The sequence below is a fragment of the Clostridium nigeriense genome, assembly GCF_050585245.1.
Lineage (GTDB): Bacteria > Bacillota > Clostridia > Clostridiales > Clostridiaceae > Clostridium > Clostridium nigeriense_A.
This window is the reverse complement of sequence record NZ_JBNOOF010000002.1, coordinates 122,975-137,553: the sequence shown is the minus strand read 5'-3', so window position 1 is coordinate 137,553 and position 14,579 is coordinate 122,975. Positions and strand designations below refer to the sequence as shown.

Sequence of the window (14,579 nt, the reverse complement as noted above, 5' to 3'; positions counted from 1 at the left end):
TTATATTAAATTATATATAATTTTGTTTATTTTGTTAATGGTTATTTGAAATAATTGCCAGAATTAAATTCTGGCAATTACATTTTTCTCTTATTTATTATTTTCTACTAATAATTTTATTGTTTTTGAAACTTTAACATCAACAGTTAAAGCAGCCTTTTGGCTATTTAATAATAAATCTACCATTTTTTCATCTTCACCAGCTGAATACATCTTTGCAACTTCTGTTGCTTTTTCTTTTAGCTCTTCTTCAGTTACATCTATGTTTTCTGCTTTTTCAACAGCTTCTAATACTAAGTCTGTTTTAACTTTTACTTCAGCATTTTCCTTCATGTATTCTCTCATCTTAGCTTCATCTGTTCCAGTGAATTGGAAGTATTGTTCTAAGTTTAATCCTTGATATTGAAGTCTTTGCTCTAAGTTTTTAACCATAGTATCTATTTCTTTTTCAATCATAACTGCTGGTACTTCTACCTTAGCATTTTCAACTACAGCTTTTATTATAGCATCTTCATATTCTTTTTCAGCTCTATCTGCATTTGCTTCTTCCATCTTCTTAATTATATCAGCTTTTAAATCAGCTAATGTATCAAACTCAGAAGTTTCTTTAGCAAATTCATCATCTATTTCTGGTAATTCTTTAACCTTAATTTCTTTAACTAAAACTTCGAATTTAGCTTTTTTATTGTTTAATTCTTCTCTTCCATAGTTTTCAGGGAAAGTTACATTAACTTCTACCTTATCTCCTGCTTTTGAGCCAACTAATTGATCTTCAAAGTTATCTATGAAAGTACCTGAACCTATTTCAAGTGAATAGTCTTTACCTTCTCCACCTTCAAAAGCTACATCATCAATAAAGCCTTTAAAGTCAATAACTGCTGTATCACCAGTAGCTACTTCTCCGTCTTCCTTAGTTTCAATTCTTGCATTCTTTTCTTGCATTTCTTTTAATTTTGCTTCTACATCTTCTTCAGTTACTTCATAAGATGGCTTTTCAACTTTTAAGCCCTTGTATTCTCCTAATTCAACTTCTGGATAAACAGTTACTTCTGCAGTATAAACGAAATCTTTTCCTTCTTCTGCAGTTACTATGTCTATTTGTGGATAGTCAACTGGAGTTATGTTATTTTCTTCTAATGCCTTTGAATATGAACCTTCTATTGCAAAGTTAATTGCATCTTCCATTAATACTCCTACTCCATAATACTTTTTAACTATAGCCATAGGAACTTTTCCTTTTCTAAATCCTGGCACATTAAAGTTTTTAACATTTTTATCATAAGCTCTCTTTATAGCATCTTGAAACTTAGCAGCTTCAACTGTTATTTCGAACTTAACAAGGTTTTTCTCTATTTTTTCCATTTTAGCTTCCATCGTATTCTTTCCTCCTAAAATAGTAAGATACTATCATAATTGATATAACTACGATATTATACCATATAATATCAATTACTTTCAAATATTTGTTCATTTATTTTTCTTTAATTTATTAACTCTCCACCTGAGTTTATATATTTAACATTGCCATCTATAGTAACTTCTAAACCTTTTTCTTTGATATCACCAATTTTTATTTCTTTTCCCTTAGAATTCCATAAAGTTGTATGGCTATTATTATTTAAGTTTACTACCCAAATGTACTTATTTAAATCATATCCAAAGTAAGGTACATTACTGATATATGCAACAGTAGTATTATCAATAAACTTAGCCTCTACATTCCATAGGTATCCATTATATGTTTGTAAAACTGATGTTTTATTAAAAGCCTCTCCATTTGGAGCTGTATAGCTATCTTTTGTTATATTCACTTCTTTTGCATCAACATTAAATATTTTCATATCTTGATTTTCATCAATAGTTAATACTAAGTTTTTATCTGGATTTAAAGTGTAATAAATATTACTTGGAGCATCTTCTATCCCCTTAAACTTAACTACCCCATTAACTTCTTCGTATTCTGCCTTTAATACAACTCCATCTCTAACTAATAAATCCATAGTCTTACTTTCTGGTTCCTCTGGTTCTTTAGGTGTTTCTTCTTCTGAGTTATTTTCTTCTTCAATATCAGTAGCATTTTCTTCAGGCATTACTTTATCTTCATCAATCCAATTTTGCACTTTATTTTTTAATGTATCCATATTTATACTACTCATTGATATCTTCATAAATAAAAATCCAATAAAGAAAATCCCTAAAATTGATATTAGAGCTATTCTTCTTCTTCTTTTTTTCATCTGTCTCTCATAGTCTCTACTGAATATGCTAGGTTTTTTCACACCTAATTACCTCCTAAATATTAATAATTATATATTAAAAGCATTAACTAATATATTTCTTGAAACAAGTTCATTGAATTATTATTTTCTGCTTCCACAGCCACATGAACCGCCCTTTGTGCTACAACATCCCCCACATTTTATAAGACCATTCTCCCTTAGCTCTTCTACTGTTAGCTTTGCTTCATTTTTATCGTATGATTCATATTCTGGCGTAGCCTTCAATAAATCTTCAGTCTTAATATTTAACATTTAAATCACCTCAATTTATATTATATACTGTATTTTGAGTAAATCTCCATATATTTTATTTATTTTTAATTTTTTTAATTTTATTATATACTATAAATTGATATATTCTATTAAAATATTATAAGCTTCGATTTTTTTTATAAAAACTATTTGTTTTTTTGACCAAATATAATATAATTATAATATAATATATTTACATTTATTATATATTTTACATAATAAAATTTAAAGTAAATAGCCCATACTACTGTTAATATTTTTAACAGTTTTAATAAAACCCCACATATGTTCATTTATTCCCTTTCTTAAATGAACATAAAACCCTTTAACCTGTGCAAAAATTTTGTGCAGGTTTTTTTATATGAGGAATTTATAAAGAAGTATTTTTTTATCATATAATTATAATTTTTTTATTTTATTGATCTATATTTAGACCATTTTAATATCTAATTCTCACATAAAATTATATAAGCAAAAAGGCCCTTAGGCCTTTTTATCAAAAAATATACATTCTTAGTATTATATTTTTCATTTTATACATATGGTGATGGATCTATATGTTGTCCATTAATTCTTATTTCCCAATGAATATGAGGGCCTGTACTCATTCCAGTTGACCCAACCTTAGCAATAGTTTGTCCTCTATAAACTGTTTCTCCAACATCTACAATTAATTCACTATTATGACCATAAAGAGTTTGAACTCCACCACCATGATCTAGAATTATTGTATTACCATATCCACTAATCCATCCTGAATATACTACTACTCCACTTTTAGATGCTGCAACTGGAGCACCATATGGATCACCTAAATCAATACCTGTATGGAAACCTGCCTCTCCAGTTACAGGATTAATTCTTGGTCCATAATTATCTGTAACAACTCCTGAGCCCGGTCTTAAAAAGGTTTCAGTACTTGGATCCCCAGGAACACCACTATTTCCATTATCACCTGAATTATTATTACCACTAGAATCTGAATTGTTTCCATTACTTCCAGAATTATTATTACTATTATTATTTATGTTTGCAAAAATATTATCTAACTCTTGCTGAAGATCTTGATTATATGAAACTAAATCTCCAATTTGATCTGCTAACTCCTGTTGTTTATCTGTTAACGACGCAATTAATCCTGATTTTGTGGATTCTAATTCACGAAGTTCATTCATTTGACTTTGATGATATTCTTCCTTTGCTAAATATTCCTTTTGAGCTTCTTTTAATTCATCCTGTCTTGATACAACTTCCTTTTTATTGTTTTCTATATTTTCTAACTCTTTAGCAATTTCACTTTTTTCACTTTCTAATTGTGCTTGTAAATCTTTTGCTTGCTGAGCTAATGTTCTATCTAAATTAATTATTCTAAAAACGCTTTGTATATTATTAAATAAAGATAAAATATCTTCACTTTTTAATATTAAATATATGTACTGAGTTGCTACATCCATTTTATAGTAACTCACAAGCCTTCTATCTATGTTTTCTTTTAGTTTAATTTGCTCCTTTTCTTTTTCAGCAATTAACTCTTCTTTACTAGCAATCTCATTTTCAGATTTAACTATTTTATTATTTATTATATCAATCTCTTCTTGAACTTCATCAATCTTTGACTGATAATAATTCACTTCTTCCTTAGCTGCTTCTAGCTCCTTACTTTTTTCATCAATTTTATCTAATATTCCTTGAAGTTCGCTATTTTGATTATCTATTTCACTATTAACCTTGTCTTTTTCATCTTCCAAATTATCAATTTCATTTTTATTTTGATTAATCTTATCTTGTAAAGATGAACTTGATTCTGCAAAGGCTATAATATTTGCTGAAAAAACTACCGTAATAGTTAGTGTTATTACCTTTAAAATTCTATTCATAGCCATCCCCCCGAAAGTTATTCTAAAGTAAACTTTTGTACATCAACTATAATCCATTGATTATTTTCAAATTCAATTTGAGTTAAGAACATTTCCTCCACATTATTATCTATAAATGGAAGTATTTTTTTACTTATATTGTAGTTTAATTTAATTACTATATTTCCCTTATAAATACCATCTTCATAATAAAACTCGCTACTTTTAATTTCAGTATTTAAATCATTAAGTTCATAATTATTCTTTAAAAATAAGCTTTCCCTTTTTATACTGTCATAAATTTTACTTTTTGCATCATCTCTAGAATTCTCTATTAAAGAGTAATCTGAATCATTTAACGCATTGAAAACACTAGTATAAAAACTGTTGCAAGATTTATTAACCCCATCTATTAAATTGTCATTAACCATATTTATATCTATATTTATATTCGGTAAAGTACCAATAGTAACCTTATCACTTTTTAATGTTCCCCAAGGAAATTCTCTTTCTAACTGAATATTTATTTCCTTATTTAAGGGTATAGGGCCATATTTTTGTATATCCTTCACGCTTTTATTAATATCTTCATCATTAATAAAAACTTTTGCATCTTCAAAATTAGAAGTCAAATTTATGTTTATAGCAGGCATATTTAAGTTATAAGCAAAATCTTCCATTATATATACTTCTTTTTCTTCTTCAATTACTCCATATAAAGTATCTAATTCACCCTTTATTAAGTATTTCCCAGGAATTAAGTTTCTTTTCAAATTAGTTTCTTCAAATTTAATTCCATTTATATAAACTTTAGTTTCATCAAAATTAGTATTTATTTCTACAGCGACTGGTTTTATTTCAATATGATAATTGTCAAAAAATAGTATTTTATCATTAATTAAACTAAAATATCCACTTTCACCATTAGATTTTAAATTTTTAATAATATTATCTACTTTTGATGTATTTTCTGAATAATATTCAGCTAAGGGTTCAAACTCATTTTTACTTATTTTGTTACCATCTAATTTAATTTCTTTATAAATTTTCTCTGGTTTATTTTCTTTTAAAGCAATTTCTAAATTCTTTAATACTATATTTTTTGAAGACTTATATTTGCCTACACCAAAGACAATAATAGCAAATATTAATACAAGAGTTACTAAAATTAATAATTTTCTTCTCTTTATAAAATCTTTTAAATTTTCAAAGGTTAAATTACTAATATCCTTTATTAACAATTTAAAATTTTTCTTAAAACCTCTTACTAACTTCTTTAATTTCTCCAATACCTTTCCATCCTTTATTCTAAAATATCTATTATCCATTTATTACAATTTAAACATTTGTATACTCTGATAACAAATAAATCTAGCATTCCTAGTGATCCTAATTTGCTTGATTGTGATCCTACTTTACTTAATAATTCAACCTCTTCCCTTGTAAAGAAATCATCATTTTCATTTAAGAATCCTTGAATTTCAATTATATAGTTTTTATTAGTAGCTTCACAACAATCATTTTCTTCAACTACTTCTATTTCTTCATACTTTAACTTAGGACTAAGCTCTTGGATAATAGAAATAACATCTTCATATTGATCTATATTATCTAAAAAATCTTCTTTATAGAATACTAAATTTTGTACTTGAAATAATTTTTTCATATAAACACACCTTTTCCCTATATTTTTATTTAATTCTATATTCAATAATAATATTAATCAAGGCTTTATCTGCCTTATCAACTTTTTAAATACCTTTATTTTATATTCAATAATGATATTAATCAAGATATTTTATATAGTAAGAATTTAACATATATATGTTATAATTTAAAATTATAAGGAGGGATTAAGATGATTTTTGATAGCCATATGCACTCAAAATTTTCTAGTGATAGCAAAATGAATATATTAGATGCAATTACTATTGGAAAAGAAAAAAATATAGGAATAATAATTACTGACCATATGGATTTAGACTACCCAGTTAAAGAGGAGTTTAAATTTAATATTCCAAGTTATTTTAATGAATATGAAAAATATAGATCTAATAAAGTTAAACTAGGAATTGAAATAGGATTAACAGAAAATACACTTATAGAAAATGAAAATATAGCAGCAAATTATGATTTTGACTTCGTGTTAGGTTCTATCCATGCAGTAAGAGGCCTGGATATATACGCAGAATATACACATCAAGGCTACAATAAAAAAGATTACTTCAATTATTATTTCGAAGATATGCTAAAATGTGTGGAGATTTATAATAATTATGATGCATTATCCCATATAGATTATCCTTGCAGATACTGCTCTTTTGATAATAAAGAAATATTAGTTTCAGAGTACAAAGATATTATTTCTGCAATATTTTCTACATTATTGAATAAAGGCAAAGTATTAGAACTAAATACCTCAAGACTTCATATCCCTGAAGCTCAACTAGCATTAAAAGATATATACAAACTTTATAAAGATTTAGGTGGAAAATATGTTACTTTAGGATCAGATGCACATAGTCACTTAAATATATACAAGAACTTCGATATTGCTTTAAAATTCATAGATGAATTAGGTTTAAAGGGAGTCTACTTTAATAATAGAAAAATAGAATTAATATAAAAATTTAAAAATCTATAATAAAAAAGTACTTCTACTAATTTTGCTTATTCCGTTGCAAAATTAGTAGAAGCACTTCAGAACTAAAGAAAGGAAATTATAAAAGGTTGTTCACAGGGTAACATTTTTATAATTTCCTAAAGAGTAAAATAACTTATGAACTACTTTATATATAATTCTATAAAATTCCATTAATTTTGTGTTATTTATATCACTTTAACTCTTGTTATCGACTCTTGTAATCATATATTTCCAGATAGTAATCATCTGTATTGTGTAATAAATTGCATTTTATTTAATTTATAAAAAATTATTTATATCTAATTTTACATACTAAAATAATCAAAGATAAAACAAAGGTAATACTGTTTGCTACAATTAATGCCATATCTTGAATTCTAAGACCATGAATGGCCCACAATAATACTCCTGTAACTGACATAATATACATTTCTAATGAAATTCCAGCAGTATCCTTTGTTTTAATCACTTTTATTGCTTGTGGTACAAATGCTAATGTCGTAAAACACGCAGCAATACTTCCTATCATATACTTATCTCCAATTCTCATCATTTTATTTTCCAAATTTATTTCAGTATTATTTAACTTAAAATCCAATATATTGTTAATATGAATCCTTTTTTACTCATTATCTTAAAAAAATTTTTTCAAAATAAATCAATAAACATTATTCTGATAGCTTTAATCAGAAAACAAACTGTATGAAAGTAATACCTTTTAATCATACAGTCCGTTTTACATCATATTTATTATCTAAATTTTAAATCAACATATAGTTTCAATATTTTTTATTCTAATACTAATTCTTTATTTTCTTGTTCTTCTTTAACTAATTTATTATCATACATTTTTATGAATGGTAAATAAATCAAGAATGCAATAACTCCATTTATTAATGATAATAATAGTGCTCTATAATCTCCAGCAGTACCTATAAATGCTCCAATTCCAATTGGTGATGGCCATGGAACTTGTGCTATCATTGGGCTTACCATTTGTAGTTTAATAGCCCAATAAGCTGTCGATGCACAAACCATTGGAGCTAAGAAAAATGGAATTGCAAGGTATGGATTATAGATTATTGGAAGCCCAAATATCATTGGTTCATTAATATTGAATATTGATGGTACAACACCTGCACGTCCTAACACTTTAAGTTGTTCTGATTTAGCTAAGAATGCTATGAATATTGTAAGTCCAAGTGTAGCACCAGAACCTCCCATGATAACAAATGAATTTTGGAATTCACCTGCAAAAGGAATATTAGCTCCTTGTATATTAAGTTGCATATTTGATAAAACAATTGGTGTTAAGAAAGCTCCTATAATATTTGCTCCATGAATACCTACTACCCATAAAGCTGACATTAAGAAATAGATTACTACAACTCCTAACCAGCTGTTAGTTAAATTACTTACAAATGAGAATGGTATTGCAATAACTCTGAAAATATCAGTACCAAATACAATGAATATACCATTAATTAAAATTACAGCAAGTGCTACAAGAAATGCTGGTATTAAAGCAGTGAATGAACGAGATACCCCTTCTGGAACTGCATCTGGCATTTTTATAATTAAATTATGTTTAACACATAAACGATATATCTGAACAGCTATAATAGACATAATAATTGCAGTAAATATACCAGTAGTACCTAAACGTGACACACCATCACTTCCAATATTCCATCCATTAATTATATTTGTACTGTCAGTAATTTCATTAACTAAACTTATCTTTCCATCTTTAAGTATTAATTCTGGAAGAGTCATAAAGAATGCAAACATAGAAAGAAGTGCGCCATTTAATGGATTAAGATTAAGCTCCTCTTCCTCTCTAAAAATCTTTGTATATTCATATCCAATAATAAGACAGAAATAAAGTGCTAAAATTCCCATTGTAGCTTTATTAGCAAGCATATATAAATCACTTATACGAAAGAATGTATTATTAAAAATATCTTCTAAAAAAGTTAATGTTTGAGGTAGTATATTTAATACTAAGAACATTGATCCTACAATTGTAAATGGAATACATGCCATACCTGCAGCCATAACTGCACGTACAAGACGTAATTGTGATAATTTACCCATAGGTCCCATTAAGTACTTTTCTAAAATCTCAAAACCTTTATTTGTTTCCATTCATATTCTCCCCTTTTCCTATTTAATCGCTTGTTCATATTTTTTTACATAATTAAATTGTTTATCAGTACGATTTTTAATCTTTTCTAATCTCTTTAAGGAAATTGAACAAAAAATTATTCCTATAATAACAATCCCCAGAATTAAACAATATGATTTTATACTTTTTGTTAAAAATGGAAATAAATCATTAAATAGTGGTGTAAATAAAGCTGCTATAAGTAATATATTTACAATTAATATTTCCTTATATGTAAGAATCGTTTTCTTTGCATTATCAATAGGTGAACTAACCATAGCACATTGCTCAAAGGCAGCTATTGTTATAAACACTAGATTTACTCCTGGTACTAAAACCCATATTGTATTGCTCATAATAAGAGAAAAAAACCAATATAAGTTTACAAAGAAGAAGCCTGCTGTAATATAACGAATTAATAAAAACCTATTAAAATACATTGTCTTTAAACTCATTTCCTGCCTTCTTTTTTCAAGCTTCTCTTTTTCTAACCTATCCATTGCAGATTTCTCCAAATTTTAAGGAATGATTAACTTGCTTATACATTTCTAAAAATTCAAGTGCCATTTCTCTCAATGTCATTGTAGTCATTAAGTGATCTTGTGCATGAACCATAATTACTTCCATTACTATTTCTTCTCCAGAAGCATAACTCTGTAATAAACTTGTTTGACATTTATGAGCTTCAAGGAGCTTAGTATTAGCATCTTCCATCTTTTTTTCTGCTTCAGTAAACTTACCTTCACGCATTAATTTAAATCCTTCATGCACCAAGCTTCTTGCATCTCCACTGTGTAAAATAATTTCAAATGCAACTACTTGTAAATCTTCTTTTTTCATAAATATTACTCCCTTCATACTTTAGATTAATTCTGCAAATATCTCTTTAAACTCATCAAAATTATTACTTTTTAATAGCTGCTTTTGTATATCATTATCTTCAGTTAATGAAACAATTGCTCGTGTAATATTCTTCAAATTTGTATTCTCAAATTTTGATGGTGATAATAAAAATATAAATTTTATATCTTGAAATTCATCATTCCAATATACTCCTTCATGAATAAGTGCTACAGCAATACGTGCATTTTCTCCAACTGATTTAGCTGGGTGTGGCACAGCAATTTTATCGCTAAATACAACTGAACTCATATATTCACGCTGAGCTATCTGTCTAATCATAATTTTAGAATAATCAGGCTCTTCATATTTTTGAAGAGAATCTACTAATTCTTCTATAGCCTTTTCTTTTGTAATTGATCCCTTTACAATATGGAAGCAATCATCTTTAAAAAACTTATCAACCAACAACCTTTTCTCAGATATCATCAATGAACTATTATTTTTATCATTCTTATTATCCACAGATATTCTTTTTTCAATAAAGTCTTTTATATTACTAATTTCATTATCATTTAAAAAAACGCTTACATGAATAACAGGAACATTGAAAACTACAGTATACAAATCAATTGAAGAAATAATAAGATCAATTCCCTTAAGTATTTCATCAGTGATTTCATAATACCCAATTACATCTATAATATTTATATGTTGTCCAAATTCTTTTTTAAGCCTCATCTTAAGCATTTGTCCGCTTCCATATCCTGTAGCACATATAACCAATACATTTAATTTTTTATTGTCTTTGCACCTTTCAATGGCAGCCATAAAATGCAGACATATATATGCCCATTCACTATCTGATACTTTATAGTCATTTAAAATAGACATCGTTGATAGATAGTGTTTTGTAAGCTTAAGAATATCTCCATACTTCTCTCTTATTTCATAAAGTAAAGGATTCTCTAATTTAACATCATGTTCAAGCCTCATCAGTAATGGATAAAAATGTGCCATAAGCCCATTAATAAGTTGCTGATCATTTCTTATACAATATCCTGTATCATTTTCAATGCATTCTAAAATATCAACCAATTCATCACATATATTCTTTTTGCTATCAAACTCAGCAATTTCATCTTCACCATTAGAAATAGATTTTACTCTTAGATGTAATGCTATATAATATGCCTCTTCCTTAGGAAATTGTATATTATTAGAACATGTTATGCGCTTTAAAATTTGCTTTGCAACTAAAAATTCTTTTCTGCCTTCTATAGATTTATCAGCTTCACCCATGGATAATTGGAATCCATCCTTTATACGCCTTACTGCTAAGGCAATATGCAAAACAAGATTCTGTATTATGTAATCTGATAGCCTTAGTCCAGCTCCTCTACACTCATCTAATACAATTATTGTTATTTCTTCAAAGCTTATATCGTTTAAAAATAATGTATTTCCAACATATTTGTTTATAGAAATACTAAAACTGTTTCCAAAGAAATAATCCATTATAAAATGACGCTTGTCACGCTCGTCTCCTTCAACATATACACCTTTTTTCACTTTACTTATGACAGAAAGATTATATGATTTTAGAGAATTTCTAATTTCTGAAAAATCATTTGATAAAGTAGAACGACTTACAAATAGTTCGTCACATAAATCATCAAATAACACATAAGCATCTTCAAATAATAATTTATTTAAAATATAATATTGTCTATCTTTTGAGTCATCTAAATGTAAATCATTTTTTTTTATTAAATCAGTATTATTTTTTTGAAGAAATGTTTCAAAGTTAACTTCATGATTCACTTGAAGTGTATAACCTTGTCCTTGTTTTGCAATAATTTCAGCACCATTTTCTAGTAATATATCTTGCAATCTTTTTATATAATTTCGTATAGTACGATCTGATAAATTTAATTTATCAGCAACTTCACTACTAGTTGTCATCCTACCTCTATTACTAATAAGAAATTCTAAAATTACTTTTTCTTTATTGCTCAACACTTAAACATCTCTCCTTAAATAATTAATTTATTTTAAATTTTCAAGTATAAGCTTACTCATCTTTTCTATTCCCACTGGAATTGGAATATATGCTTGTGGTGGAATGCTTACAACTGGCTTGTTAACTTTTTTACCAATCTCAGCAAATTTAGCATAATACATCTTTGTTTGTGGGCTTACTAAAAATAAATCGAAGTCACTTGATTCTATCATTTTATTTCCTTCTGTTGCAGACACAGCATCAACCATAATATCGTGTCCCTTACCTTTTAAAAATTCTGTTGCCTTTTTAGCCATTAATGATGATGACATTCCTGCTGCACAAATTATTAATACTTTTTTCATTTTAATCACTCCAATTTTTCAAAATTATATCATATAATAGTGTTTAATTCACTTTTTTTACATTTTTAATGTTCTAGTGTTTAATCTAAAATTTAATCTAATATTTCACCATTTGTTTCAATAACTTTTTTATACCAGTTAAATGATTCTTTTTTTAATCTTTTTAGTGTACCATTTCCTTCATTATCTTTATCCACATAGATAAATCCATAACGTTTTTTCATTTCACCAGTTCCTGCTGATACTAAATCTATACATCCCCAAGGAGTATATCCCATAAGCTCAACTCCATCTTCATCTACAGCTTTTATCATTTCCTTTATATGAGCTTTTAAGTAGTCAATACGATAAGTATCATGTACTACTCCATCTTCACTTAGTTCATCAATGGCACCAAATCCATTTTCAACAATAAATAATGGTAAATGATACATATCAGTAAACCAGTTTAGTGAATATCTAAGCCCTTCCGGATCAATCTGCCATCCCCATTCAGATGCCTTTACATATTCATTTTTTACTAAATCCCTTGTTTCATCATACTCAAATGACTCATTTCCTTCATGATATTTTGCTGCAAATGACATATAATAGCTGAAGCCTATATAATCAACACACCCTTCTTTAAGTTCCTTAGCATCCTCTTCAGTAAAATCTAAATGTATTCCTTTACGAGAAAGGTATTTTTTAATATGCTCTGGATATTCACCATGTACATGAACATCTGTAAAATAATAGCGCTTTTGCATTGCTTTCTGAGCCATTAAAATATCTTTTGGTGCACATGTTGCTGGATAAATAGGACACATTGCAATCATACATCCTATTTTAAAATTTGGATTTATTTCATGTCCAATTTTTACTGCACGTGCACTAGCCACAAGTTCATAATGTGCAGCCTGATACATAATTGCTTCACGATCTTCTCCTTCTTTATAATAAATACCTGAATTTGTAAATGGTGCAAAATCTGTTTTATAATTTGCCTGATTATTTATTTCATTGAAAGTCATCCAATACTTAACTTTATTTTTATATCTTTCAAAACATGTCCTAGCAAATCTTTCAAAGAATTCAATCAACTTACGATTACGGAAACCGCCATATTCTGTTACTAGATGATAAGGAAGTTCAAAATGTGATAAGGTAATGACTGGTTCAATACCATATTTTAAACATTCATCAAATAGATCATCATAGAATTTTAATCCTTCTTCATTTGGCTTCTCCTCATCACCATTTGGGAAAATCCTTGTCCATGCGATTGATGTTCTAAAGCACTTAAATCCCATTTCTGCCAAAAGTGCAATATCTTCTTTATACTTATGATAGAAATCAATAGCTTCATGGTTAGGATAATATTCTCCTTCTAAAATTCCTTCTGTAATTTTACGATCTACCCCATTTGCTCCTGCTGTCATTACATCCGCTACACTTATTCCTTTGCCACCTTCTCTATAAGCACCTTCCAGTTGATGAGCAGCTACTGCCCCTCCCCAAAGAAAATTATCTGATAACTTTGTCACTACAATCTCCTCCTTTTATACTAATCGCTTATATAACGTTTTCACGAAGTTTGACTAACAATTTGATATTAATTCAAAATCCTCATTCTTTATTCTATATTTCTGATTGCTTTTATCTCACCTCTTGTCTATATAATACAAATAATTCCTATTAATTTAAATAGTATATTTTTCCGTATCATAAAGGAAAATATTTATATGGTATTAGCATAAAGTAGTGGCTACATTGCTAAAGGAAGAAAATAAAGCTTAGTGCGTCAACACTAAGCTTTTCTTGTTTACACCTCTATATAATTAAGATTGTTCATTTTCTTTTGCTTCTCTACAATATTATTTTAGATTTTTTTCCGATGCACCAAATTTCTGATAATTTTCTCTTGCCTCTTTTAGGGATAATCCATGATTTAAGTCACTTGACTCATTATCATCGTGAATAAACAAATCAATCTCCCACATACATACTGAACATATATAAGCAATAGCATCTCCTTTATTTGGTATTGTAATACATCCACAGCAAGGACATGGTGAATCGCCTATTATTTCACTAGAATTACTATTTTCGTTTTCCAAAATTTTTTCTATATTTACTTCTGGTAGAAATTCATATTCTAAATCACTCATTTTTTTAATTCTCCTAAACTAGTC

The 14,579-nt window shown here is 27.6% G+C and carries 15 protein-coding genes; 1 reads left to right on the top strand and 14 read right to left on the bottom strand.

Annotation, left to right across the window (positions count from 1 at the left end):
* Positions 1 to 90: 90 nt before the first annotated feature.
* The 6 genes from tig to ACQPUY_RS04005 form a co-directional block, all read right to left on the bottom strand.
* Entirely contained in the window at positions 91 to 1,374 is a 1,284-nt protein-coding gene (tig, locus tag ACQPUY_RS04030) for a trigger factor (protein WP_430839641.1), read from the bottom strand.
* Positions 1,375 to 1,481: 107 nt separating this feature from the next.
* Positions 1,482 to 2,279, bottom strand: coding sequence for a hypothetical protein (locus tag ACQPUY_RS04025; protein WP_430839640.1), 798 nt, complete (start codon positions 2,277 to 2,279; stop codon positions 1,482 to 1,484).
* Positions 2,280 to 2,360: 81 nt separating this feature from the next.
* Positions 2,361 to 2,531 carry a hypothetical protein gene (locus tag ACQPUY_RS04020; RefSeq protein WP_430839639.1) on the bottom strand — a complete coding sequence of 57 codons (171 nt, stop codon included), beginning with the start codon at positions 2,529 to 2,531 and terminating at the stop codon, positions 2,361 to 2,363.
* Between the two features lie 533 nt (positions 2,532 to 3,064).
* Positions 3,065 to 4,408, bottom strand: coding sequence for a murein hydrolase activator EnvC family protein (locus ACQPUY_RS04015; protein ID WP_430839638.1), 1,344 nt, complete (start codon positions 4,406 to 4,408; stop codon positions 3,065 to 3,067).
* A gap of 17 nt (positions 4,409 to 4,425) precedes the next feature.
* Entirely contained in the window at positions 4,426 to 5,676 is a 1,251-nt protein-coding gene (locus ACQPUY_RS04010) for a TcaA 3rd/4th domain-containing protein (protein ID WP_430839637.1), read from the bottom strand.
* Positions 5,677 to 5,690: 14 nt separating this feature from the next.
* Positions 5,691 to 6,053 (bottom strand): hypothetical protein, encoded by a 363-nt coding sequence (locus ACQPUY_RS04005; protein ID WP_430839636.1) that lies wholly within the window; start codon positions 6,051 to 6,053, stop codon positions 5,691 to 5,693.
* Positions 6,054 to 6,245: 192 nt separating this feature from the next.
* Here ACQPUY_RS04005 and ACQPUY_RS04000 point away from each other — a divergent pair, with 192 nt between their 5' ends.
* Positions 6,246 to 7,013 (top strand): histidinol-phosphatase HisJ family protein, encoded by a 768-nt coding sequence (locus ACQPUY_RS04000; protein ID WP_430839635.1) that lies wholly within the window; start codon positions 6,246 to 6,248, stop codon positions 7,011 to 7,013.
* Positions 7,014 to 7,320: 307 nt separating this feature from the next.
* Here the strand turns inward: ACQPUY_RS04000 and ACQPUY_RS03995 are convergent, their stop codons facing one another.
* The 8 genes from ACQPUY_RS03995 to ACQPUY_RS03960 form a co-directional block, all read right to left on the bottom strand.
* Positions 7,321 to 7,629, bottom strand: a complete 309-nt coding sequence (locus ACQPUY_RS03995) for a SemiSWEET transporter (RefSeq protein ID WP_430839634.1) — start codon at positions 7,627 to 7,629, stop codon at positions 7,321 to 7,323.
* 191 nt (positions 7,630 to 7,820) lie between these two features.
* Positions 7,821 to 9,179: a PTS cellobiose transporter subunit IIC gene (gene celB, locus ACQPUY_RS03990; RefSeq protein WP_430839633.1), complete on the bottom strand. Its 1,359-nt coding sequence runs from the start codon at positions 9,177 to 9,179 to the stop codon at positions 7,821 to 7,823.
* An 18-nt stretch (positions 9,180 to 9,197) separates the two neighbouring features.
* Positions 9,198 to 9,698 (bottom strand): hypothetical protein, encoded by a 501-nt coding sequence (locus tag ACQPUY_RS03985; RefSeq protein ID WP_430839632.1) that lies wholly within the window; start codon positions 9,696 to 9,698, stop codon positions 9,198 to 9,200.
* Positions 9,691 to 10,038, bottom strand: a complete 348-nt coding sequence (locus ACQPUY_RS03980) for a PTS cellobiose transporter subunit IIA (protein ID WP_430839631.1) — start codon at positions 10,036 to 10,038, stop codon at positions 9,691 to 9,693. The genes ACQPUY_RS03985 and ACQPUY_RS03980 overlap by 8 nt, the downstream gene beginning before the upstream one ends.
* Before the next feature lie 21 nt (positions 10,039 to 10,059).
* Positions 10,060 to 12,060 carry a BglG family transcription antiterminator gene (locus ACQPUY_RS03975; protein ID WP_430839630.1) on the bottom strand — a complete coding sequence of 667 codons (2,001 nt, stop codon included), beginning with the start codon at positions 12,058 to 12,060 and terminating at the stop codon, positions 10,060 to 10,062.
* Between the two features lie 27 nt (positions 12,061 to 12,087).
* Positions 12,088 to 12,405, bottom strand: coding sequence for a PTS cellobiose transporter subunit IIB (locus ACQPUY_RS03970; RefSeq protein ID WP_430839629.1), 318 nt, complete (start codon positions 12,403 to 12,405; stop codon positions 12,088 to 12,090).
* 92 nt (positions 12,406 to 12,497) lie between these two features.
* Positions 12,498 to 13,931 (bottom strand): 6-phospho-beta-glucosidase, encoded by a 1,434-nt coding sequence (locus ACQPUY_RS03965; protein ID WP_430839628.1) that lies wholly within the window; start codon positions 13,929 to 13,931, stop codon positions 12,498 to 12,500.
* Positions 13,932 to 14,261: 330 nt separating this feature from the next.
* On the bottom strand, positions 14,262 to 14,555 hold the full coding sequence (locus ACQPUY_RS03960; protein WP_430839627.1) for a CPCC family cysteine-rich protein: 294 nt from the start codon (positions 14,553 to 14,555) through the stop codon (positions 14,262 to 14,264).
* Between the last annotated feature and the right edge of the window lie 24 nt (positions 14,556 to 14,579).